Source organism: Halovalidus salilacus (assembly GCF_031852275.1).
GTDB lineage: Archaea > Halobacteriota > Halobacteria > Halobacteriales > Natrialbaceae > Halovalidus > Halovalidus salilacus.
The window spans coordinates 54,028-78,505 of record NZ_CP134701.1 but is presented as its reverse complement, the minus strand read 5'-3'; the positions used below and the strand labels follow the sequence as shown (position 1 = coordinate 78,505).

The 24,478-nt window shown below is 51.9% G+C and carries 15 protein-coding genes and 6 pseudogenes; 12 read left to right on the top strand and 9 right to left on the bottom strand.

The window, feature by feature from the left end; all coding sequences use genetic code 11:
- Positions 1–37 precede the first annotated feature (37 nt).
- Positions 38–1,321: a tubulin-like doman-containing protein gene (locus RJT68_RS20920; RefSeq protein ID WP_407040435.1), complete on the bottom strand. Its 1,284-nt coding sequence runs from the start codon at positions 1,319–1,321 to the stop codon at positions 38–40.
- Positions 1,322–1,999: 678 nt separating this feature from the next.
- Between RJT68_RS20920 and RJT68_RS20915 the strand changes: the two are divergent.
- Positions 2,000–3,008, top strand: a pseudogene (locus RJT68_RS20915) (IS110 family transposase).
- 222 nt (positions 3,009–3,230) lie between these two features.
- On the opposite strand, the pseudogene RJT68_RS20910 reads toward RJT68_RS20915, so the two are convergent.
- The 4 genes and pseudogenes from RJT68_RS20910 to RJT68_RS20895 form a co-directional block, all read right to left on the bottom strand.
- A pseudogene (locus tag RJT68_RS20910) lies at positions 3,231–4,097 on the bottom strand (transposase); the annotation flags it as partial.
- Positions 4,098–4,438: 341 nt separating this feature from the next.
- Positions 4,439–5,350: a hypothetical protein gene (locus tag RJT68_RS20905; RefSeq protein WP_128226426.1), complete on the bottom strand. Its 912-nt coding sequence runs from the start codon at positions 5,348–5,350 to the stop codon at positions 4,439–4,441.
- Between the two features lie 417 nt (positions 5,351–5,767).
- Positions 5,768–6,923: pseudogene (locus RJT68_RS20900) on the bottom strand (ISH3 family transposase).
- 91 nt (positions 6,924–7,014) lie between these two features.
- Positions 7,015–7,289, bottom strand: a pseudogene (locus tag RJT68_RS20895) (IS1595 family transposase); the annotation flags it as partial.
- A gap of 94 nt (positions 7,290–7,383) precedes the next feature.
- On the opposite strand from RJT68_RS20895, the gene RJT68_RS20890 reads away from it, so the two are divergent.
- Together RJT68_RS20890 and RJT68_RS20885 are read left to right on the top strand one after the other, a co-directional pair.
- The gene (locus RJT68_RS20890; protein WP_128226427.1) at positions 7,384–10,269 is read left to right on the top strand and encodes an outer membrane protein assembly factor BamB family protein; all 2,886 of its coding nucleotides are present in this window, start codon (positions 7,384–7,386) and stop codon (positions 10,267–10,269) included.
- 1,262 nt (positions 10,270–11,531) lie between these two features.
- Positions 11,532–13,184 carry an outer membrane protein assembly factor BamB family protein gene (locus RJT68_RS20885; protein WP_128226428.1) on the top strand — a complete coding sequence of 551 codons (1,653 nt, stop codon included), beginning with the start codon at positions 11,532–11,534 and terminating at the stop codon, positions 13,182–13,184.
- 271 nt (positions 13,185–13,455) lie between these two features.
- Here RJT68_RS20885 and RJT68_RS20880 read toward each other — a convergent pair.
- Together RJT68_RS20880 and RJT68_RS20875 are read right to left on the bottom strand one after the other, a co-directional pair.
- Positions 13,456–13,716, bottom strand: a pseudogene (locus tag RJT68_RS20880) (type II toxin-antitoxin system RelE family toxin); the annotation flags it as partial.
- Between the two features lie 453 nt (positions 13,717–14,169).
- Positions 14,170–15,891, bottom strand: a complete 1,722-nt coding sequence (locus RJT68_RS20875) for a tyrosine-type recombinase/integrase (RefSeq protein WP_128226430.1) — start codon at positions 15,889–15,891, stop codon at positions 14,170–14,172.
- Between the two features lie 253 nt (positions 15,892–16,144).
- Between RJT68_RS20875 and RJT68_RS20870 the strand changes: the two genes are divergently transcribed.
- Genes RJT68_RS20870 through RJT68_RS20850 form a run of 5 tightly spaced genes read left to right on the top strand, consistent with a single transcriptional unit; the run spans position 16,145 to position 18,617 of the window.
- The gene (locus RJT68_RS20870; RefSeq protein WP_128226431.1) at positions 16,145–16,894 is read left to right on the top strand and encodes a DUF7344 domain-containing protein; all 750 of its coding nucleotides are present in this window, start codon (positions 16,145–16,147) and stop codon (positions 16,892–16,894) included.
- A gap of 53 nt (positions 16,895–16,947) precedes the next feature.
- Positions 16,948–17,346 carry a hypothetical protein gene (locus RJT68_RS20865; RefSeq protein ID WP_407040434.1) on the top strand — a complete coding sequence of 133 codons (399 nt, stop codon included), beginning with the start codon at positions 16,948–16,950 and terminating at the stop codon, positions 17,344–17,346.
- Positions 17,339–17,764 carry a hypothetical protein gene (locus tag RJT68_RS20860; protein WP_128226433.1) on the top strand — a complete coding sequence of 142 codons (426 nt, stop codon included), beginning with the start codon at positions 17,339–17,341 and terminating at the stop codon, positions 17,762–17,764. Before RJT68_RS20865 ends, RJT68_RS20860 begins: the two co-directional genes overlap by 8 nt.
- Complete coding sequence (locus RJT68_RS20855; RefSeq protein ID WP_128226434.1) at positions 17,764–18,165, top strand: DUF7344 domain-containing protein; 402 nt, start codon at positions 17,764–17,766, stop codon at positions 18,163–18,165. Before RJT68_RS20860 ends, RJT68_RS20855 begins: the two co-directional genes overlap by 1 nt.
- Positions 18,162–18,617 carry a DUF7344 domain-containing protein gene (locus RJT68_RS20850; RefSeq protein ID WP_128226435.1) on the top strand — a complete coding sequence of 152 codons (456 nt, stop codon included), beginning with the start codon at positions 18,162–18,164 and terminating at the stop codon, positions 18,615–18,617. Before RJT68_RS20855 ends, RJT68_RS20850 begins: the two co-directional genes overlap by 4 nt.
- Before the next feature lie 110 nt (positions 18,618–18,727).
- Here the strand turns inward: RJT68_RS20850 and RJT68_RS20845 are convergent, their stop codons facing one another.
- A complete protein-coding gene (locus RJT68_RS20845; RefSeq protein WP_128226436.1) occupies positions 18,728–19,756 on the bottom strand; it encodes a hypothetical protein in 1,029 nt (342 codons plus the stop codon).
- 641 nt (positions 19,757–20,397) lie between these two features.
- Here RJT68_RS20845 and RJT68_RS20840 point away from each other — a divergent pair.
- A pseudogene (locus RJT68_RS20840) lies at positions 20,398–20,655 on the top strand (pirin family protein); the annotation flags it as partial.
- A 269-nt stretch (positions 20,656–20,924) separates the two neighbouring features.
- Here RJT68_RS20840 and RJT68_RS20835 read toward each other — a convergent pair.
- Positions 20,925–21,473 (bottom strand): hypothetical protein, encoded by a 549-nt coding sequence (locus tag RJT68_RS20835; RefSeq protein WP_128226437.1) that lies wholly within the window; start codon positions 21,471–21,473, stop codon positions 20,925–20,927.
- A gap of 128 nt (positions 21,474–21,601) precedes the next feature.
- Here RJT68_RS20835 and RJT68_RS20830 point away from each other — a divergent pair, with 128 nt between their 5' ends.
- The 3 genes from RJT68_RS20830 (at position 21,602) to RJT68_RS20820 (ending at position 24,331) form a co-directional block, all read left to right on the top strand.
- Positions 21,602–22,009: a helix-turn-helix transcriptional regulator gene (locus tag RJT68_RS20830; protein WP_128226438.1), complete on the top strand. Its 408-nt coding sequence runs from the start codon at positions 21,602–21,604 to the stop codon at positions 22,007–22,009.
- A 129-nt stretch (positions 22,010–22,138) separates the two neighbouring features.
- Positions 22,139–22,462: a hypothetical protein gene (locus tag RJT68_RS20825; protein WP_128226439.1), complete on the top strand. Its 324-nt coding sequence runs from the start codon at positions 22,139–22,141 to the stop codon at positions 22,460–22,462.
- 579 nt (positions 22,463–23,041) lie between these two features.
- Positions 23,042–24,331 carry an orc1/cdc6 family replication initiation protein gene (locus tag RJT68_RS20820; RefSeq protein WP_407040480.1) on the top strand — a complete coding sequence of 430 codons (1,290 nt, stop codon included), beginning with the start codon at positions 23,042–23,044 and terminating at the stop codon, positions 24,329–24,331.
- The last annotated feature ends 147 nt before the right edge of the window (positions 24,332–24,478 follow it).

The window sequence follows — 24,478 nt, the reverse complement described above, 5'->3', positions numbered from 1 at the left end:
ATTGTCACCGTAGATGTCATCCAGAATTTGGTCACTGTCATCTGTAATCTCGATCTCGAGTTTTTCGAGTAGATCGCTCGTTATGAGCTGTTCGAACTCCCCTGAGTCGTCGCTTCAGATACGTTCGGGATTCGTCACTCAGTTCGTCCCCTTCGACAGGGGTAACGTTCGGATGATGTTTCTGCAAATAGCTCTCTATCTCCTCGATACTATCATACTCACGGTTCAGAATCTCTCGTTTTATTTGCAGCACTTCGTGAATTTGTTCCTTCTTCTCTTTGATCTCGTCACGGCTGTAGTGGAGCACTTGGGGAATGACGATTGTGAATGGTGAGTAGCTGAGTGTATTGCTCAACGCATAATCCATATCAGTCGCATTGTAAACCCCGAGGACTGCGTACGTCATCGCACGATCGAGTTCGCGCAACTCGGGATTTGCCGTTGTCTCGCCATCGAGGTCGGTCGGTTCGAGCGGGAAGAGATAGATGTCGTTGAACGGAGTTTCGCCACTCAAATTCAGATATTCGAGCTCTGACAGTGCCGCGAACGCGTTTGCCTGTGCCTGATCCCGCTGTCCAGACGCTGGTAACGTCGCAAATAACTGGATGTTGGCACTCTGGTTGTAGCTCCGAATTTTTCTGGCGATATCGATGAACGTCCCGCTGCCGGTTCCGCCACCGAGTCCGGCGAAGATCGCTATCTCCGACTCTTCGATATTTGATGCCATCGCGTCGGCATACTCTTGCGTACCCTGTGCAAGAGCTTTGTAGTGTAATGCCTTCCCCAGCGCTCGCCGTTTGATGGCGCCCTGGCTGACATCATAAAAATCACCCCGATCGTCCACCGAGTTCAAATGTTCTCGCTGGACCCACCAATGCTCGGCGTCGGTGTGTTTTTTAATCTGAGCGATCGGGTCTTCACCGGTGAGGGAGGCCTGGTTCGTGATACTCACATAATCCGTTATCAGTTCGTCCTTGATGTTGAAACTTCCAACATTTACGTCAGGAGGTGTCTCTTCCTGCATGATTTGCTCGAGTCTATCCAACTGCTCACGGATATCGGCCACCTCCTTTGCATGATTCTCTGCATCCTCAGAGGCCGAATCCATGAAGATAACATCGATATCTTGACTCCGATCTCGCATGGCCTCGACAGCAACCCAGTCTTGTGAAAACATCTCGATGACCATCTTTCTCCCACCGCCGCCCAACGCGTATATTCGATCTGGGAACGTTACTGTGTCAACTTCCCGCTCGAGCAGGTATTCGAGTTTCCCTGAAAGTTCGTCTTGATCTTGTGGATTGTATTCTGTTTTGGACATCTATGATCACATGAGACGCGGTATTGGTTTCCAGACACCTTGCCACTGGCCTCGGTCTCCTTTAGCCCGATCAGAGTGGTTCTCTTGACTGTTACCCGACTGCGTCAATAGCCCAAGCCCAGTCCGAGAGAGTGGCCAGTTGGCCCATTTGATACCCCCAGTCACCATTCCAACCAAGGCCCAACAGTCGTTGGTAGGACCCAACGTGAAATTACCCGTCCAGGCCCGGTGAGAGGGGGGCGCCATCATCCGGCAGATATACCTATAGCTAATTTAAAATTATTCCGCTAATGAATTATTTATAGAGACAAAGGTTAAGTATACTATGATTAAGTGTGAATACCTAAGTCTAATCTGGGAATATCATTAAACTTATTTAATCGTTCCTAATTAGCTTATGTAAATTTCTAAATGATTAATATGAAATATTTGTCACTAATAGTTAATCAATAGAGGGTGACTCCATGAGAATCCCGCTGAAATCCCTGGAGCGTGAAGTACGTCATGGGGTCCCGAAGGTCGATCTATGACATGCACCTCCGAGTTCGGGAGGGTGACGGACCTCGGATGCGAAGGAACAGGAGAATTGGAATCGCGGCCCGGCTGACGCGTCAGCCGAGGCCGCAAGCCCGGAGCGATGTCGTTCCGCTTCACGCATTCAGGACTCCAGAGGACACCATGACCGCAACCACTGATCACTACATGGGCATTGACCTCCACAAGCGGCAAGCGCAAATTGCTGTCCTTGACGATGAAGGCGAAGTCGTTGAAGAGGTCCGCCGCGGACCTCGATGAGATCGCAAAAAAATGCGAGAAGCAACGCCGCACTCGAAGCGGGAAGCAACTACTTCACCATCTACGACAGACTCGACGAAGAATTGGATGTGACTCTCGCCAATCCGGCGGGCGGATTGGCTCGAAGACCAGAAACAAAAGAATGACGGTAAAGATGCAAAGAACCTTGCACGGTTCCTCCGGTTGGGCGAAGTGCCAGAAAGCTACGTTCCACCAGAGGAATTCCGGCGCTACCGCGCGCTTGCGCGCGGTCGCAAGAAGTTGGTAGACAAGCGTTCAGACTTCAAAAACGAGGTCAACTCGCTGCTTGATCAAAACGGCGTCACATACGATGGCTCGTTGTGGAGTGATCAAGGGCGTGAGTTCCTGCGTGAACTCACTCTCGACGACGCGTCGGAGTTGTTGCTGGAGCAGTGGCTGGAAGCAATCGACGAATTCACCGTGAAGATCAAGCGGATGCAGCGGCGGATCGAAGAGGTAGCAGCTGACGTAGACGAGCTGGATACGTTGATGTCTGCACCGGGTATAGCGGTGTTTTCTGGCTTGATGATCTACGGCGAGATTGGTGAAGTAGAGCGGTTTGACCGCACAGCTGAAGTTGTGAGTTACGCTGGATTGGACCCGGTAATCCGCGAGTCTGGCGACTCGCGGAGAGAGGGCCAAATCAGCAAAGAAGGAAACGACTACCTGCAATGGATCCTGGTCCAGTGTCCGAACACCGCCGTTCATAACGCGAAGGATCCGTACTTGAGTCAGTTCTACTGGCGGACGGAACAAACGAAACAAGCCGCACAAGGTAGCGATTGTGGCAACAGCGCGCAAGCTGTTAGTGGCGTTGTTCAACATGCTCAGGAAGAACGAACCGTACGACCCACCGGAGGTGAGCGCCTGAGAGACGCGGGGCGTCTCTCTTTGGGCGGGCCAGCGCACGGTGAGCGACTGGTGTGTCGTGTCAAGATACCTCCGCACGGGGGATGTGCAGTGGCTGATTCGACTGCTTGCTATGGGTTTTTACTATCAGAGAGAGGTGAGCAGTAGGACCACCAGAAAATCTAAGCAGATCGACGTGGTTTGTTCAGATAGCGGGATTCTCAGCGATGTCATAGAACTCTTGTCACACCGTAATGATCGTGCTTCCCGGATTATCTCCGCGTTCGTAGTTGGTGATTGCAACGACGAGGCGAAGGCACAGCGCAAGAAACACGTGCGCTCGTGCGTGGACGCGGCCTCGGGGATGCGTCTGCCCGAGGCCACAGTCCTTTACTGATTCGTTGGTTCGTTCGACCTCTGTGCGGCGATTATATGTCTTGTCCAGCGTCGATTGCTTCAGCTGCACGTCCTCACTATGTCCGGTGATACGGTCTTCAACCCTGACCTCGATATTTTTCGGATCGTCGGTGTTTCGCGGGTTGTACGGAGCGACTGGTACGACCACCTGCTGGCCGCAGGGGTCGTGCCAGTCAAGCGTATTGTAGGCGCTGTCACCAAGCATCCACATCGGTTTAGCGACGGCGAGCGCGTCACGGGTAACGCGCATCGCCGTCTCTTCTGGCGCTTGTTTGCTCTCGGTGAACTCAGCTGCAATTGGGATTTTTGAGCCGGACGAAACAATCGTGCAGCCGTAGCCGTAGTAGTACTCTTCAGCTGTTGGATCGTAACATTTCGACGCGTCTGGATCGGCAGGCATCACTCTCACGTCTGTCGAATCAATCGAGTAGGTCAAGTCGAGCAGGCCCCGGTTTGCGGCCTGCTCGACGAGGTGGTCGAAAACCTCGTCAACGACGTGTTCAAGATCAGTGAGGAAGCGATTGACCGCGTCTCTCGACGGCGGTCGAGCGAAGCCACAACTGAGCCAGACGACTGTGTTGTTCAGTTCTCGCGTAACTGGACGAATGCCATAGATGTCCTTGTAGTAGCAGTGCAGAGAGCCACGCATCATTTCTGGTGGTTCGTGATCTCGTGTTCGCCCCGGCGATAGTGGTTCACAGAAGATTTAGGTGTACTCTGAGTAGATAGGGCAATGACGGGAAGGGAGAAAGAGATCGTCCGTCACCTGTAGCGATTGTGAACATCCATACCGATGTACTCGATGGTTGGTTGGAAGCGTTGTACGTGTGGAAAGAGAGTGAACAGGATACGCATCTATCCGTGCTCGAGGCACATTTCTCTGCATCCTTGCGGTGAGGCCTTTCATAGGTCCGTGTTCGTGACACTGGAAATGCTTCGGCTTTCCTCCCTTTCCGATTCCTTATTCACTCTGTAGCATTAGCAGGCTTCTCATGGAGTCATAGGTAAACACCGTCTTGACACCTCTCACAGTATTCAAGGCCGGCGATATCGCTTTAAGTTTTCAAGTTCAGCGTCTATAACCACGACAGGACCATCTGTATTTTTGGAATATGAAACTAGGTCTGATTCGAACGAAGAGGAAATTGATGATCTTTCGTATTGACTAAGAACCTCTTGATCTACATTACCTGCTTCCCCAAAGTGAAAGACGAATTTAATTGTATCGCTTGGTGGATCCCAACTCCAGCCGTACCCTGGAACTTGATCGTTAGAATTTTCCGAGAAACCCAAAAAAATGCTAATTGCGTCCTCTAGCCGCCCAGCCACTTCTTCGTAAATAGGATTTGATTCTTGATCCGAGCCTTCCATCGCATCAATATATGGTTTCACCGTCGCATCGTTATCTATTCCACCCGCTGATCTGGTTATCAAAACCTCATCTCCAACCGCGATATCTTGTGCATTGACTGTCGGTGGTTCGTAAATCGTAAACTCATTATAATTTTCATTATCGTCCCAACCAGTTTCAGCAGAGAGTTTTTGAGCGATATCGTCTGTATCAAAATTACCTACAATCACAGAGGTCGGTGAACGTTCAAAATCGGGATGGGGTCGTCGATAGTTCAGCAGCTGTACAACATTCGTTTGAAATGGATCTATCTCACCACTATCAAAAAGAATTGATTTGCTGATCGAATCAAAGATGTCTTTATTATCGTCAGACATTTCTGAAATCTCTTTCTCAATATCCTGCATGTTAAAAACAAATATTTCTTGCAGAGTTGATGGTCGTTGAACCCAATCCTGATACCAATTACTATTCTGGGACGCTGATCCGCCATATGAACACCCAGCCACTCCGACTGTTCCGACTAATGCGGCTACTTTGGTTGATCTGAGAAATCTTCGTCTGGTTATGCCATTTCGTATGATATCTCCAGCCATACGACCAATTATTTAATAATCATCGTAAAATTGGTTATTACAGATCACTTCTGTATAATTAATTATATTCATTCTAATACAATCTTCTGTTGAGGATTGTTGGTAGGTTAGAGTAGTAGCTGAGGTCACAGCAGGCAAGGGTGGCGCGTCATACCGTATCTCAGAGCGTTTCAGCATCGTTGCCGAGTCAAGCGAAAACTAGGGAACGCTCTTCGGAAGTACATTGTTGGTACTTCCCAACTGAGATTGAGGCAACTCAGTTGAGTCCGTGGAATCGTTGGCAAAGAACCTCGTGACAGCAGTTCAGTACCACGAAACATCTCAGAAGATTAAACAGCCTCGCCAGATCGGAGAAAACTCCAGAGACTGAACAGAGCTGTCGCTGTTCGTTGGAGAACTGAGGCCGTGGGCTGGTGCTCAGCCCACGGCCGACCGGTATGTCTCAAGGACACCGACGCCGTTCATTTCGATCTGCCAACATCGGTTTAACTCTTCTTCGAGGACGTGGCGGATCCAGTCACAGAACGTCGGGAACGTGAATTCTATCGGAAGGTCGCGCCCGCCCCGCCATGGGCGGGCGACGACCGCCCACCGAAGCACCAGCCAGAGATTCTCCAACAACGCACTGACCAGCATGAACGCAAACCGAATGACTGGATCGCGTGTCGTCGTGGTTGCTCGTGCTTGGCGAACCAACCGATAACTCGTTTCAATGGCTGATCGTTTCCTGTAGAGTTCTTCGATCCGCTTTGCGGAGTGGTTCTCCAATCCACAGTCAGCGTAGCCGCGAATGACTTTACCGTGTTTGTCGCGGTCACCAGCCTGGTAGGAGACACAGACAGCGAGCGGGAAGTGCAGTTCCCGCTCGCGGTCTTTGTACATGCGATAGGTCGTCATGTACGAGCAATGCGTGTCGATTTTCTCCTTCATCCGATCTCCCTTCTCTTTGACCGGGATCACTGTTGCAGCAATGTCCCGAGAACGGCGGACGATGCGCTCGTTGTAGAAGCCACTCGATGTCGAAGGGATAGACGGCGACGCTGTCGAGGATCCGCTCGACCGCGTCAGCCTCGGATTCGTCACTTCGGACGTACGTCATTGCCAGCGCCACGGGCTTTCCGTTGGAAACGACGTACGCATACAGTAGCGGTGACAGCGTGTCGTTCCGTCCGTGGGAGCCATTCGACAGAGGTTACCTTCCTCGTCGGCGTCGCCATGATACGGATTATCGACGAAGTCAATGGAGACGATCATCGACCGGTCAGGGTCGAGGATCGTCATGGCCAAGCGCATGAACAGGAGGTAGTAGCGAATTCGAGTCAGCCACGGTTGAGCGTGTGTAACCACGTCATGACAGTATCGTCGCACGGTGCGCCATCCATGTCTGAGCATGATTCCCAGATAGAAGTCTGGTTAACTGCTGCAAAGATGACGACAGCCCAGATCTTGCCGGGATCAAGGCTAGGGGCGAGCTCTCGATTCCCGGGAGCGGCAACTGCCCAATGAGGGATTCCGCTACACCTTTGACGTTCGAGGCGGTAAGATAACCGTCTGGTTGTGGGGTCTTGAACACACTTCCTCAACCAGACACTTTCTCCAATCAGAGTACCGATTTAGCTTCGCTGCTCACGCCGTTTGGGAAGTACCGATTGTTGATTTCAGAGCTAATCATCGATGGCTTGCTTAAGTGCTTCATTTCCTGGTTTCCTGTAGAGTTCTCTGCGAGTTGAAAGGCTATGAGATACGGCGTTAGCTTGTCTTTTGAGATTCCTCGATGGGGTGAGAGCCACGATGGCAACAGCGATCCGCTCTCGCAGGTGTTGATGTGAACGTCATCATTAGCGTATTCACCGTGGCTATGGACAACGTATTCGCGGTCGAAGGTGTCGTCGGCATCGAGCGGATCGTACATCTGAAATCTGTCAGTATAGACGGTAAGCAAGTAATTCTTATTATTTGAATATATACTAATAATATATATGTATAGTAATATAATAATTACTAAATTTTTTCTCATTGATAATCGTCGGAACATGGCCGATTTTCAATACAGCCGTCGAGCTATTCTAAAGACCGGGGTCTTTGCGTCTCTCCTCGGGAGCGGGATAATTTCGGCTAGTAGAGCCACACAGTCTCAACAACTCGTCTCAACATCGTTTGAGCAAGCGAGTGTCGGCGAGTCCGAACCCACTAGCCCATGGTATTTATTTAATAATGGTGGCACAGTTGAAATCTCCAAAAGTGTGGCCTCGGACGGAGACCAATCGTATTTTACCGGTAATGCACCACTCGGAGATCCCGGTGCCATAGCGGTCGAATTAGATCTTCAACAGGTAGACTCTATCCTCTTTGATGTCTATGCGGTTTCAAATGACCCATCCTATGGAAATATCAAAGTCTCACTGGACGAAGCTGGCTATCCAAATCCAGGGGAAAAGAATATTTGGTCATTTAACCAATTAGACGGTGTCCCGCCATATGGTGGAGAAAACAAATGGCAGCGAGATGTTACAATTGATTTTTCTGACTACGTCAAAGAGCGTCCGGTAGTATTCTGGGTTGACGGTGATAATTCAGCATACTGGGATAATATCAGAGTTGTTGAAGAAGGCTCAACTCAGAACTCGTCTGGCGATAATATACTATGGGCCTTCGAAACCAATAAGGATGTATTTTCGTCGCCGACAGTAGTAGGTGATACTGTCTACATCGGAAGTTTCGATGAGAACACATATGCTCTCGATGCAACTACCGGCGATCAGAAATGGGCCTCACAAACCGGTTACTGGCCCCTGTCATCGCCGACAGTAGTGGGTGATACTGTCTACGACGGAAGTTTCGATGGTAATGTTTACGCCCTCAATGCAACCACCGGCGACCAGAAATGGCTCTTTCAAACTGGTGAAATTATTGCCTCATCGCCGACAGTGGTGGATGGCACTGTCTTCGTCGGAAGTAACGACAATAACGTGTACGCGCTGGACGCGGCTACCGGCAACCAGCAGTGGTGCTTCGAGACTGGTGATTGGGTGAAATCGTCGCCGACAGTGGTGGAAGGCACTGTCTTCGTCGGAAGTAACGACAATAACGTGTATGCGTTGGATACGGCTACCGGCGACCAGGAATGGGTCTTCGAAACGGGAGACATTGTGATATCGTCGCCAACAGTGGTGGAAGGAACTGTCTTCGTCGGAAGTAACGATGATAACGTGTACGCGCTGGAAGCGGCTACCGGCAACCAGGAATGGGTCTTCCAAACCGGTTCTTCGGTTGAATCGACGCCAACAGTAAAAAATAGTACTGTCTTCGTCGGGAGTAACGACAATAACGTGTACGCGCTGGACGCAGCTACCGGCGACCGGCAATGGCTTTTCCAAACCGGTTCTTCCATTAAATCGTCGCCGACAGTGGTGGAAGGCACTGTCTTCGTCGGAAGTAACGACAATAACGTGTATGCGTTGGATACGGCTACCGGCGACCAGGAATGGGTCTTCGAAACGGGAGACATTGTGATATCGTCGCCAACAGTGGTGGAAGGCACTGTCTTCGTCGGAAGTAACGACAACAAAGTGTATGCGTTGGATGCGGGTGTTTCAGGGTCAAGTGAAGGATCACGTGTGACTCTGGGAACGCTCGGCCACCACCACACGTGGGCAGATATCACGTCCCTTGAACCACTCACCGCCGAAATGGTCACTACCTCGATATCCAATAATTTCGTCGAGATGGAATCGCGGGGCATGCTTGAATCACTGTTTGTAGATATCAAGGACAGCTTTGCTCCACCAGGAGTAGGAGTTGACCCAGACAAGAACGAAGCGTACATCAACGTCGACGTTGAGGTGTCGATCCCAGATGCAGACCGTCGAAACATCGAGGACGTAACGCTCACGCTCGAAAGTGATGGGATTGAATTCGGACAAGATCAACAAGACGAAGGCATGCGACGCGAGTCTGCGGAGACATTCCGGTATGAGAACCTGCGGGTACGGACCGAAGCCCAGGTTGGACTGACACGCATCCGCGCAATACTTCAAGGGATATCGAGGCTAATGGGTGCTGCTGGCGTCCCTGGTGAAGCCGGCCCACTCGAAGAAACGATCCAGGCGAACACAGAAGCATATCCTGACGTCTATTTAGCTGCAATCGAGGTAACGTACGGCGATGGCTCGACAGATACAATCACTATAGACGAGCGACTGCCACGATACATCGACGTGTGTCCAGAGAACCAACTCATGGCAGTCAACCCGCTGAACTACCCGCAACCACATTGTAACCTGGACAACTACACCGACGAAGATTTGCAAAATGCTCGCTCTTACGCTGTGTTGTCGCCAGCGTCGCTCCTCGTCGAGGACACCAACGGAAACCGGATCGGGCGCGTCCAGACTGACAAAGGCTGGGAGACTGTCGACGAGATCTCCAATGTGTTCTACTCGGGTGCACTAAACCAGGAGTTCGTGTTGGTTCCCGACGCAGATAGCTACCGAGTTATCGCCCAAGGGACAGACAGTGGCACTATGACTATTCAAATCGACGAGCCAGCTGACGAGGACGGACAGATCACAAGCGAAGTCTATGAGGATATCCCGGTCGATACAGATACTACTGCAGAACTTCCCACGGACGACAGCGCCATCCGACTTGACGACTCGGGTGACGGTGACTTCGACCAGACAGTCTCCCCGGCGGAAAAGATCACCTGGACGAATCGTGACTATGTCAACGCATCATTCAATGCGCCTCCTGATACATCGCCAGTCCTTGAAGCGGACGAAGATACCAGTCATGAAGACAATGACACCGACAACGTTGACGGCGACGGACCAGGATTCGGGGTCGCAGGAGCAATCGCGGGACTCGGTGGTGCGGGCTACCTGTTGAAGCGGCGACTTGATGAGGAGGATAGCGAATAACAAACACAGTTGCGGCCTCCAATTCCCACATTCGGTACTCTCGCTGCGTCCTAGTCGCTTGCCGGGCCATAGGAGTTTTTGGACTAGAATACCCTAGCACGGCCGACACGAGAGTTCAGCGTCGACACCCCAATAGTCACGATGACCGGGACTGCAAATGCTGCATATGCGCCTTGATCGTATAGAGCCTACTTAAGCCTCTAGCGTGTGGATTAACGTATATGAGTGACAAAGGCCAATTCAAGATGACACGTCTCAGTGTGACGCCTTGATTGGCCCGAGTGCCAAGGAAGCATCATAATGGGCGCGGCCGACTGCTGTCTGACACCGGGCGACTAACCTGCAGAGGTGCATCTCCAGTCCACGCTCGATCACTCTATAGGAAACATGTATACACTCGGTATCGGTGTTCATAAGCACGAATCGCGCGTGGTTGGTTTGAACGATACCGACGAGATTCATGACGAGGTTCGCTTAGCGTGCACGACAAGAAATCCGTAATCGGCATCATCTGTCTTTTCCACCGCCTACGTCAAGCTTCCAGTTCAACGTGCGAATCTGAGTAAATTAGCTGTTGGAATCTCTACCGTCGGTAGAATGACAGGTGGGCCATCTACTGTAATGAAAAGGTGTCAAACTAGCATTGGGTTCCTAGTAAATGGATACCGTGTAATTATTCATAGGGCTGTCAACCGGTCGTTTGCCTGGTGAATTTGTACGGTATACTCCCTGTCAAATGGGGGTAATTGCAGCCCGGGGATTCTGATTCGACACCTGTCTACTAGTAATTTCGAGGTGTGCTGACCAAAACGCTCAAAGTCAACACAGGCAGAATGGCGTTCCACATTCAGTAACTATTAGTAGATTCGTAAGGTCTCAAACCCACCGATATACTCCAAAATCTCTTGGAGGAATTGAAAATATCAAGAAAATACTGGACTTAGTCTGGAAGTGGAGTGGTCGGTCGTTATGGGAGATACACACATCAATCCAATTTTTCAGTAATACATAAATCTGTATTAATTTGCTAATATAGCATTATTTTATTCTAGAAACTTACTATTTTAGAACGATTTTTTGTTCTCATAATCATATAGCATTACTACTAATTAGTATTAGTTATTATCATAAGTAATTATATTTTAATATGATTACTGTTATGAAAACTCATACAGTAATATTTTGTTAAATATGGTATGAATTTTCTACTCTGTTGAAATATCTAATAGTATTATAATGTTTGTATCTGACGGCTACAGCATATGTCAAACCAGAATAATAGTGTTATGGGAAATCGATCAGTAGAGACGAGCCGTAGAAAAATGCTGTTAGCAGCCACTGGCGTCGGTGTCGGATCAATAACGAGCGTAATTCCAACCAATGCACAGACCAGCGGTAAAAATCCAGTTTGGGAATTCGAAACCAATGATAGAGTTATCTCTTCACCAACGATAGCAAGCGATACAGTCTTTTTTGGAAGTCACGACACTAACCTATATGCTATAGACAGAGTGAGCGGGGACAAAAAGTGGGAATTTGAAACAGACAATGTCGTGTCTTCATCGCCAACTGTAAGTGGGAACACTGTTTTCCTCGGGAGCCACGATGCTAACCTATATGCAGTAGATATAGAAGATGGGACCGAGCTTTGGAGGTTTGAGGGCGATGGCCCTATAATCTCTTCGCCAACAGTACTTGATGATAGGATCTTTGTTGGAAGTTCCACGAAATTATACGCACTTGATGAACAAGAGGGTGATCTCCTATGGGATTTTGACACTGAAACAAACACGTCCTCACCAGCAGTAATTGAGAACAGATCGGAGAAGTTGTCATTGCAGCCGGAATCAACCAATTTAATCACATCATCACCAACAGTCGCAGATGGAGCAGTCTATATTAAAGGAGGTGAAAGTAAAATATATGCACTAAGCGCCGAAGATGGTGAACTGCTTTGGGTATCAGAGGTTCGTAAGACTGACCAACTGTCGAAAAAAGCGCCAATAACTAAAAGCAAATTGACCAGTAGAAATGATTATTTACAAAAACTAACCGCAAACAAGATGTCAGATATTATCAGTTCACAAGCAAGTATTTCTTTTAGCTCGTCTCCAACGGTGAGTGATGGGAAATTATTTGTTGGTGGTTTTGACAAAAGCCTCTTTGCACTAGATACAGAGGATGGCTCTGAACAGTGGATTTTTGATATTGACACAGATGTCCCTTCACAATTATTGGAGTTTCATAAATCAGCACAGCAGCAACGTTCAAGAGGTTCAGAGTTATCATCACCAACAGCAATCAATGGAATAGTTTATATTACTGATGAACACGGTACCATATATGCAATTGACACTAGAGACGGGGAACTATTGTGGTTAACCGAGCTCCGGAGCACTGCCTCACTGTCCACGGAGTCGACAATAGCTGAACACACAGAGAACAAAAGAGATCCGGTTGCTAATCGCACAAAGGCGGACAAAACTTCTGACCCCTCAAAATTGCAGGTTGGGTTTTCGATTATTTCTTCACCCACGGTAGCAGATGGACGAGTATTTGTGGGTTCCTTCAACAGGCTATACGCTTTAGATAGCGAGGACGGGTCAAAAAAATGGTTTTTTGAAAGCGGTAATAACGTAGCCTCTTCACCGACGGTTGTTGATGGAACTGTGTATTTTGGGAGCAACGACGGCGATATGTATGCAATAGAGACAGAAATATCGGGATCAAGTGAAGGCTCACGGGTCTTGCTTGAAACACTAGGTCATCATGATAGTAGCACAGCTAGTACTTCTAGCAAAAATAATATCAATGATGTATTTGGGCCAGGATTCAGTTTTGGAAGTACGATTGCTGGATTTAGTGGTATAGCTTATCTATTGAAACGAAGGTTCAGTGTAAAGAAAAGTACATAAACAATATTAACCAAGACAGGAGTGTTAATTGCTTCCGGTTGACACTAAACAGTTGACTTGCGATCCTATCGTTCACAAATCAGACGGATCATTCTTTCAGAGTTTGGGGTGTCCCACCGCAGCCCCCCCATTTTTGAGCCTACTGGCGTGCCGGGCTTTCGTTCACGGGCTGAATGGGTCGTCCTTTTGGCAGTGAAACGGCCGAGTTTGAGTGCCTAAAGTACTTTTCTCTCGTTACGTGCTGTAGCTGGTTTGACTGGCACCGCCGTGACGGCAGGAGATGTCGGTCGTGGATATTTCGGCGGTGACCGACAGCCTCAAAACGAAGAAGGTCGTCGCCGTGATCCCACGTGATGATGGCACGATAATCCCCGGCCCGGAGTTTGTAGTACGGATAGCCCGAGAGCGGTTCGAGGCGATGCTCGGTCCAGTCGGTCGCTTCATCTACCTTGTTCATGACGCGGTCGGCGACCTGCGAATCGAGATTTTCTAGGTGCTTGATAGCCTTCTCGGTGTACTCGACGTCAGTCATCCAGACCCAGTCGCTCGCGTACCTTTTCCGCGGTCACTGTTTCGCCTCCCTCTGCCTCTTCACGGCCCTTTTCCAGATCTTCGACCGTGTCATCAGAGATTGATCGAAGTCGAGATGTTCAAAACAGCGTAACTGTCTCGGTACCTGCGACACTCAAGAAACCTTCTACCGAAGCTACATCTTGCAGGGTTGCGGTTGTACTGGACACATTCCGCACTCCGCTGTTTCGTACGTGACGCTTTCTATGACAGGCTCAAAAATACTAATTTCCTCCCGGCCATGTCAGGTCCATCTCTGTGCGAGAAGTAGTGTAATCGCACAGGGGAGTATATTGAGTTTCCGTCCCGTTATATATGGCAGCTGGGAAGAAAACCGGTGAAACAGCTCATTGAGAGGTAAATTAGGCGACTCCGAGCGGGATCTGTATCAGTTTATAGGATAAAGCGTGAGACCTCACTCCTGAAGCGCAGACTGCAAATCGTTAATGTCTATCGATGTCGAGTGTATCCACAGCGCACCGAGACTGAGACCGAGCACGGCACTGGTTACGGCGAGAGGTTCGCCAGATGCGATCTCAGCTGCGAGTCCGTTCGACAGGAGGATCGCGGTACTCAGCGTTACGATCACAAGCCATCCGACACCGATTCCTGCTGCCGTTCGCCGGTTTGGTGGGTACTGCATGGCAGGGTGCAGTCGGAGGATCGAATCCTGTAGTCTGACCCACCGTTTCATCACTCGACTAGCGTATCTCGTCATCCAAGCAACGACGCCACCGATGCCGAACGCGGACGCTGTCTCGTTATCATCGTCTTGGTAGCGCTCGGCTAGCGTGATCAGCTCGTCTATGTCCATCCAGAAGTCTGCTCGGGTCTTGATAATCGGTTCAAGCGTTTTCGCCGATCTGAGATCCTCCGCTGTCACCTCCCCTTCCATGATCATTTCGAGGAGATCGGCTCCGTCCTTGTGCGGGTGCTCAATTGATTCCGAGATCGTCTGTACTTCTTCACCGACGGGATGCGAGCACCAGATACAGTGCTCGTATCCCCGAGTTGTCCACTCGTTACAGCTCTCACATCGGACTGGTGCCACCGGATCATCTTCTTCTTCCTCGTCGATCTCATGACCTTGTGCTTTAGCAGTCTTGACCGCACGGGCCTCGGAGAAGCGGGCGATGTAGTGGTACGGCGCTGAGGATAGCCGTGACCAGCCGAATCTGTCTCGAAGCATCTCTTCGTCAGCTGAGGGTTGGCGGGCGTGGAAGCTAGCACACGAGCGGCGGAATCCCTGGGGCGAAGTTGGTTTTCCGACTCCCGCGTTGTCTGCAGCCCGCTCGAATACCGACGAGAGGGTACCGTAGACGATCGGCTTATTTTCGCCGTGATGAGTCCAAATGGGCGTCTCTGAAGTCATGTCCGGCTCACTGTCGAGGTGCGCCGGATGCTCTTGTTCGAGCCACTTACGGAGAACAGCGACGCCAGCGTAAATGTAGACAGTCCGGGAGCCAGTCTTAGCCGTGTCTGGGACTGTGATGACGTATCGATCACCCTCGTCTTTGACGTGCTTATACCGCAGCCGGTGCAGTTCGCACATCGGCCTGAGACCGGCTGCCCACTGGACGATGATCAGGGCAGCATCCCGAGGGTTGTCCTGTTGCTTCGCCATCTCGATTGCCTCCTCGTATGTCACGACTTCGGAGGGTAGCGGTGTGGGATCCAGATTCCGAGTGTACTTACCAGGGTCAATCTCGGCAAAGCGTTTCGGGAGTTCTTCCTCATCGAACTCTGCATCGGGCGTATAGTCTAGCATCAGGTGCCCGAACACGCGGAGCGACGAGAGACTTGATTCCATCGTGTATGGAGACAGATCCTGATCGTCAAGCCAAAGGCAGATGTCGTTGACTGCTTCCCGCCCTTCGGCGTCATCCTGAAGCGTCGTGGCGAGGCCGCCGACGTTGACAGCGAACTCGTGGCAACAGTACAGGAGCGTCTCTTTGTAACTGTCTTTGAAGCGATCCGTCTTTGCGTTGATGACATCCATCTTCTCCTCGAAGCGTTGGAGGACCTCGCGATCGGCGTCGGATATCTCCTCGTCGAAGGCTGTGCCAGTCGGGATTTCCGACTGTAACCCGCCCCAGTCGCCGACGGAGTCGAATGTCGTCTGATCGTTCGATGCCATGCAGTACTTCTACCTTTTGTCCACAGTGGTAAAAGTGTTAGCGTGGAATTGTACCTTTGTAAAGTTCAAACAGCGTTAGACATGATGTTTTGATATAGACTATATAAATGCGGTATCTAAACACCCAAAGGTTCTTTACAATACACAATTAACGGTTGACTGCGCGCGGTGGTCCCGCAGGAACTCGGCGTTGTCACTCGGCGTCGGGAAAAGTGGGGCCAGGTGTAGGAGCACCGACCCCGCGCCGCCAACCATGACGGCAAACGATGATACGCGCGGCAGAAGTGATAACCCTGGTGCTGGGTTCGAACCCACAGCCGAGGATCACACTGCCGCTCTGAACGCCGACGCACAGACTGTCCTTGAGTACCTCGACGAGCGTGGTGAGGTTACGTTCGAGCAGCTTCGCGGTCGAACACTGCTCCCGAAAACGTACCTCCAGACGATCCTTCGAGATCTCGAAGAAGATGGCTACATCAGAGTTAGCGCCGGGTACAGCACCGTTCAGATTGAGCGACGTGAAGCTGATGCTGACGGCCGTGACGCCATCCCTGACGGCGGAGTCGACCTTAGCGAAACCAGAGTCGATATGGCAGCCCGTGACATCTACCGAGCCACCTGTAACCGGCGGCGACGGCAGACGATCCGGATCTTAGCATTGTTGCGTAGGAACGACGATATCGAGATAGGTCGCTACGTCCCAGTTGATACGCTTGCGTGCGCGATCGTTGCAGCTCGTGACCAGATCGAACCTGGAGATGTAGACCCTGATGCCCGCAGGAGTGTGTACGTCACATTGGTGCAGACGCACCTGCCGCTGTTAGACAAACTTGGCCTTGTACGATACCACGATCGGCCACAGAAGGTCGAAGCGACGGACGACCTCCTGGAACTATCCGACCTGCTCACCAGCGTCGATCGACTCGCTACGCGGACCGAGGGGCGCGCTGACAGCGATCTATTCCGGGACGCCGACACGAGCGAGTGGCCGGGGGGACAATGATGCTCGGTCATCCGAAGTCGACCGCGCTCGAAACCGTCGGCTCAGACAAGTCGATGGAACTGCTCACACAACTGCACAACCGCCGACTTGGAGTCTCAGATGAGACGATTGCAGTCCCGCTCGACGAAGCTGCAGAGGCACTCGCCAAACACGAAAACTCGCATAATCAGGTTCCAGACGGGCAGATCGAGATTATCTCCGCAGTACTCGAAGAAAAGTGGCTACCACGGATGTGCGAACTCCGGATGATTGGGTATGATGCTACCGAGCAAACGATCACTGTGACGCCAGCGACGAGCCTGCAGTGGCTTGTGGTACGGCCGGACCGACCCGGTCGAGATGACGAGAAGGTCGCGTCAGCAGCCGCTTGGACTGCTGCCCGGATCGAAGAGTGGGATCCGAAATCACTCGCCACGATAAACAACGATAGTCAGGTTGCCAAGGATGAATAAGAACGTCCAGTACAGCCAAAAGAAGGCCCTCAAACAGCGAAGGTGCGAGCTTCTGCTGTGCGGTGTCAGGGAGGTGGACTGTGACCTCTTCAAATTTGAAGTGCAGTCCGTCGCGTTCCCCGGTGGTCGAGTCGGTCTCGGCCCGGGAGAGACTACGCACATCCACGAGGACTGGCTGAACTGGGGGAGGTGCTGTATTGATATCCTGCTGAACGATCCCTATAACCAAGGCTGCGAGAGCGATCTCTGTGACGCGTGTCGCCAGTCCGTCCATCGGCGCGTCAAGTACCACGACATGACGCTCGGCGAAGCACGGATGCAAACCGTCAAGATTGTACAATTGCCTGACGCTCTCCAGAAATCTGTACAGCTACTGACACCGAAAGGCGAGGGCTTCGCTCAGGGGGTTGATCTCTGATGCACGGATACACAGCAGCCGGGGAGAACTACCGTGTCATCCCGCTCGATCCGGATGACGCGTTCGAAGCGATCAGCAACGGCCGAAGACGGCAGGTGCTGCTCTCGCTCGACACATCCGATAGCCCAATCAGCGTCGGCGACCTCGCCGTCGAAATCGCTGCAGTCGAGAACGGGATCGAACCCAGCGCGGTCACGAGCGAACAGCGTAGCCGCGTCTACATCGCCTTGACGCAGATGCACTTGGATACACTCCACGAGATCAGCGCGGTGAAGTACGACTCTCGAAGCAAGCAGGTCGCTCCCACCGACGCGACCGCTGGCCTCGCAGAGGTCATCCGCCGCACTGAATCGTCCTGCTACTCACCGGAATCCGAGCGCGGAGGTGAGGTAGACGCATGATCGAAGATCCGATGCCGATCGATCTCGCCCCCGAGGAACTCGCCGAACTCGTTACATCCGACACGCGTCGACGCCTTCTCAGGGGGGTGGAAGAGCTGATGATGATGGACCCAACCGAGCCGTACGAACCCCGCGTGACGCACCTCGTCATCGACATTGCTGCACTTGACGACGACATCAAGAATCACTTCGTCTCCGGGAAGCAAATCCAAGACGCTGCCGAGAGGCTCCGTGATGAGCACCTTCCGGTGTTCGATCAGTACGGTATCGTCGAATACGACCGCGACGAGGATCGGATCTGGACGACGAAGAGCACGATGCTGTTCGCCGCTGCGATCGACGAGATTGAAGCCGCCGTTGATACGGATGAGACGAGTGGGACGATCTCCGCTGACGACGCTGAAGAAGCCGCCAAGGCGTGGCTCTCGACCGCGACACGGGGCTCCAGCTGAAGGCGAGATTCCCCGGCGACGGGACAGTACCTTCACGCTCACCCTGAAGAAAAGGCGTGAAAACGCCATGTCGCTGGCGAGAGCGACACAGGCATGGAGTTATCCCATCTTCACGGTGAATGAGACAACATACCCTCTGTGATCAGCGTTCCCTCCGTGGTTGACACGTGATACACCGTGTTCTCTTCTTTCGGCTCGATTGAGTTGATCGGGATTTGACCGCTAATTCGTCGATTTCCGACAAAGGCTAATCGCTTCCGGCTGACTTTGGGACGGGTTTCCAGCAGATGTTCGAATGCTCTGCCCGTTTCTCTTCCTGGTGTGAGGCGGATTTTGTCGGAGTACTCCCCTTTCTCTCCCTCGTCGTGGCTCCAGTCGTATCCCAACAGATCGAGGTACTCACAGACCTGCTCGAATATCGGCCCTTCGTACTGACAGTACCCCAGCTCCTTCCCCTCCGGGTAGGTTCCATCAGTGTCCATCAATCCTGCCAAGAATCCGCGAGCGTAGTCCTCGTCGTTTGAAGGACGCTCTGACGTCAATCTGTCTCGAATGGTCTCGTCACAGGCACCGGGTGACACCGGCATCAACGCCGTCTCCGAGCTGTCGCTATACTGCCGTCGTTTTAGCGACAATTCGAACTCCGGGACTACGTGGTCGGCGTACTTGACGACAGTCCGTGCGACCTCCTCATCCACGGAACTGATGTACGAACCAGTGTTCCTAGGGTCTTCGACTCTGTCTTTCCATCCCGGGACGCTGCCATCGCCACAAAATGCACCTGTGATGTATCCTTCCCGGTAGGCATCGTTCTCTTCGTATCCGTTTGGGGCGGCGAACCTATAGATTTCGTCGTCTACGTCAAGTTCCCCAACTTCGCGATACATCGACTTGTTCCACTTCTGAACGAGGAACTTGTGGCTGGTCGAGACGGAAACAGTAGCGTCGGACGTTATAATTTGGGTCGTTTCTGCCTTGCAGGCCTCAACGTCGGTGATTTCTCCGACGCGGTACATTCGGTACCGGTGATCGCGTGGTGTTTTGTCGAAGGTGATGACTCGTTGCCCTGGTGTGAGCGTGCTCACCGGCTCCCAGGTCATGTCTGCGAGCAGGGCTCGTGTCTGTGCAGCAGTCGGCATATTACTTATCACCCCCATGTAGTGTATCCAGGCATTCCTGGAGTTCTGACGATGGGAATTGGACCTCTTGTCGGTCAGTGACTGCACCGAACGTTTCGATTGCGCAGTTGATCGCCCCATCTACGCCACTCTCTGTGGCGAAGAGCGTTTCGTAACACGATACACGGTCGTTGGCGGGAGTGTCTGGTCTGTCTTCAGGACCCTGAAAGACAGAGTTATCACTCGCAGTGCTGTGAGTATCTGGTGCTGTCATATCTGGCGGTGTCGTCTCCGGTGTTCACGCACCGGGGGCGCTTTCAGCCGAATAAGCGTACTGCCTAGAGTCTAAAAGATATTTGTACTCTTAGTGAGTGAAGCCGAAGAGAAGGGTTACAAGCATTCTTCCTCGGGAATTCGTTGTGACGTTTAGGGTGATATTATTAGAATTATCCAGAGAACGGTCTCATATCAGGAAGGTTCAGTCGCTCGCAGAAAGCGATTCTCGACGTCATACCAATCTTGAAACTCCGTGATGGGCTGGGCTTCACTACTCTTGTGGACGGATTCGTTGATCATTTCTTCGGTGAAGGTGGGTATTCTCTGGAGAATGATGCGGACCTCCCCCGGACGCTGATCTACGAGCACATCCAGCTCTACTTCACTTCGACGTCGACTTCTACGACTGCCGACTCGTCGCCGGCACCACGACCACGCTCCCGTCGCGACCAGGCTGGCATACCTACCTGTACGTATTCGACGGCGCCGTCGAGGTCGGTGAGGAGTCCGTCGGGTACACCGAAAGCGCACTCGTGACCGGCGACCGCGACGTGGCCATCACTGCAACCGAGGATACTACTATCGTCGCGTTCACCATCAATCCCGACGCGCCGGTCACGCGCCAGGGCACCATCGGTCGCTGAGAAACCGGGGTACCGACGGTGGTTGGTTTTTTATTCCTGAGAGGTGGTGACTTCAGCGAAGTCCCTTCCTGTGGCTGCAGGGCATCTGAGGACCTCTTTCAGGAGCGAGTGCATGATCCTGTGCGGTTGCGCCGGATGGAGGCAGCATAGGAGACGTTCGCAACCGGATGGTCGACTCCCAACTGATACGGACTGAGCCCAATTAACCAACATACCGTCCTGTACACCTCTTTCGTTGGTTAATCAGGCAATCTCTTCCCCACCCGCTATCATGGGAGTTCTTCTGTCACGTCGACGAGTCCCTCTTCGGTCTTCCAGTGATACAACCGCCCATCTCGGGCGAATAGCTCGAAGACGCCGTCCTGCATCCAGCCGAAGGGGTACTCCTCGTCCTCGTATTCCCGCTTGAGTACGTGACTCTTCGCGAAGTACTCGGTCGTGCCAACAAGCAGACCCTGCTCAACGAGGAAGTCGCTTGGCTCTTTCTCGGCGACACCGACGAGATACGTAACGATGTCAGCGATCAGGCAGAACTTCTGGATGCTGTTATCCCACTCGCCACGGATGTCGACCATCCGGAAGGCGTAGGCGTCCTGCCGTCGGTTGAGCCGGTCGACCACGAGATTCAGCCGCCGGATCGGCTCTCGGTCGTAGTTCCCCAACACAAAGTACGACTGATCGTTCTCATAGACAGGCGTTAGCTCGCTCAGGGCGTGGAGGATTTCCTCGTTGTCCACCAGCGAGATCTCTTCATCATCGAGTTGGTCTTTCGCACTGGTGAGGACCTCCTCGGGGACGGGCGGCTCCTCGTCGGACATACACGAATTCTCTCACCGCCGTGAGATATGGTTTATGCAGTAAATTACTAGTTCAATCAAATGTAGTTTACTCAAAAGTGATTTACTCAGGAGTAAACTACTTGGCGCCAGGACGTGTATTGTGTCGTATGAGCACTGACCTGGGGACGGCTGCAGGGATGGAGTCCCGCGAACTCGTCCACTTCGTCACCCAACAGACGCGGTTCGCACTGATCAACAACATCCTCCAGCACCCCGACCAGCTGCCCTCGATGTACGAACTCGAGGAACTCAACCCCAGCGTGAGCGACGCCACCGTCTACAAGCACATTCAGAAGCTCATCGACACTGGCATTGTCAAGGAGGTCGCTTTGGACGACGACCAGCGCCGGCAGGGCTACCCATGGAAATTCTACAGTCTCACCGAAGAGGGTCGGGAGTTCTTGGAGACGCACAATCTACTCGCCGCGGAGGAGACACTCCAGCAGATCTACGACACCATCTCCGACAAGCCCGAGAAGATGGTCAAGTACGAAAACGCCCCCCGCCCGGACTGAGTCTAACGGCACGCTCTATTCCTGAGTTGTTTGCTATTTTCTCTCTTCAGCCCGTGACGAGACGATATCTGATTAACCAACAAAACTATGCTACTGCATGCTTTGTTGGTTAACACGAGGCGACAGCTAATGTCCTACGAGCCACCGACACCGCCAGCGGAACTCCCAACAGATATCGTCAATACACTCAACGGCTACTCTCCGGACCAACTCCAACACGTTGCACGCTACGCCGAAGAGTTGGCAGAGCACAAAGCTCGTGAGGCCCGTCTCGAAGAGGAATCAGAAGAAGACGAGATTGACGAGCGGCCGGACGATCTTCCGGACAACGTCCCGTCGAAGGCCACGATCACCATCAAAGAGATCAACGACAACCGCTACTACTACTGGCAGTGGCGAGAAGGTGACAAAGTGAAGTCGAAGTACAAGGGTCCAGTCAATCCTGACGAGTAGGGGCATTCCAGAAAGAACACGTGGTTCGCTATCAGGTAGACACCCCGTCTTCGAAGTGAAAAACCGCGTGTCATACAGCAAAAGTTGGAGGCTGTACTGATTTTCACATCGATGACGGGGGGATGTTCGACCCAGTATTTACACTTCGATGACGGGGGGTCAGACGGGCGACTTGCACTTCAATGATGGGGAGGGGAACGACTGGTTCCAATCATAGACGTGCTGATTCACATGAGAGTCGACGATTCTGTGTTGCACATCAATGACGGGGGAGCCTTTGAGCAGATGTACTTCGGTGTCGGTCCCAACCAATGAGCCGTGAAACCCCTAAATTCAGGCTGTATATCGGATACAGCGCGTGAATAAACATCGACAGTGGTTAATCTTTTTAATCCTCCGGCGTACAACAGGCATATGGCCGGTAGTGATCAAGAAGAGACGGACCAGTCTACCCTTGATGAAGAAACAAGTTCTACATCGGATGGGGAGCAGATAGAATCCGCTCGTGAGAATGCTGCCGGGGACAAGAACCCAAATCAGGGATCTACCGAAGAGAGCATTCAGCGGTCTATCCGTGATATGCTCGATGATGATGGAGACGCATCGGTCTTCGTCAACCGTGACCTCGTCGAACCAGACACGATTATCGATGAGGAACGGATCGTCGGCCGTGACGATCAGCTCGAGTCCGTCGTCTCGTTTCTGAAGCCGACTCTCCAGGGAAATCGACCACCGAATATGCTGCTGTACGGTCCTGCAGGAACAGGTAAGTCACTCATCATCGGGGCCGTCACACAACAGATCATCGAACTCTGCCAATCCAAGGGTGAACGGTTCGGCGTTGTCGATATCAACTGCCAGCCAATCAATACTCTCGATCAGGCCGTCTACGAACTCGTTCAAACCGTCGCGCAGGACGTTGGTACGGAAGTGGGTGTACCAGAGACCGGTGTCTCGACGAAGCGCAAGTACCGACGTCTGTACGAACTAATCAATGGGTACTATGATTCGGTCATCTTCATCCTCGACGAGATAGACCTCCTGGTCGGCCGGCGCGAAAACGATGAGCCTGCATACTCGAAACTTCTCTATCAGCTATCACGGGCGAGCAACACGAACGAAATCGAAGGTCGCGTATCCGTCGCAGCGCTGACGAACGATCCAAAATTTATGGAAGATATTGACGGCCGTGCCGAGAGCTCATTCAATCCACGTGATGTCTACTTCCCCGACTACGACGCGAACCAGTTGCGCGAAATTCTCGAAAATCGACGTGATGCGTTCCGCCAAGATGCTCTCGAGGACGACGTGATTCCGCTCGTGGCGGCATTCGCTGCACAAAGTCACGGTGACGCACGAAAGGCAATCGACCTGTTCCGCGGTGCCGGTGACCTCGCAGACGAACGGGGAGATGAAGAGGTCACGGAAGACCACGTTCGAGAATCTCAGGAGGAAATCGACAAAGACCGCTCAATGAAACTCGTAGAGGGACTCACAACACAAAAGAAGATTTCATTATACGCAACAGCAGCAGTTGCGCAATACTCGAACCGGACGGGCAGCTCTGTTCCAAGCCCGGTCGGGTTCAAAGTCTATCAGTGGGTGACGAACGAACTCGATGCTGACCAGATGACTCGCGAAACGTACGTCAAATATGTCAAAGAACTCTCGACGTACGGGTTGATTTCAACAGCCCGGAAGAGCCGCGGACGAGGTGGCGGAATGTATATGGAGTTTACATTCACGGGCGATCCTGAAGGGATGATGACTCGGATTGTCGATGACACCCGTCTAGAGGGAATAGTCAAGCAACAAGAGCTCCTTCGTTCAGTCGTGAATGCTCAGCTGAATGAATTCCACGGAGAGTGAGAATCCGATCGAGCTTTGAGTTTGGAACACACCCCATGTTCGATGTGTAAAATCAAGATAGCGAAAAAGAAGAGTCCGAGAGAGTTCCGAACAGTAAGTCGATGCATTTGAGACAAGAAGAATAGTCACTTGCACACTGGGTCTAAC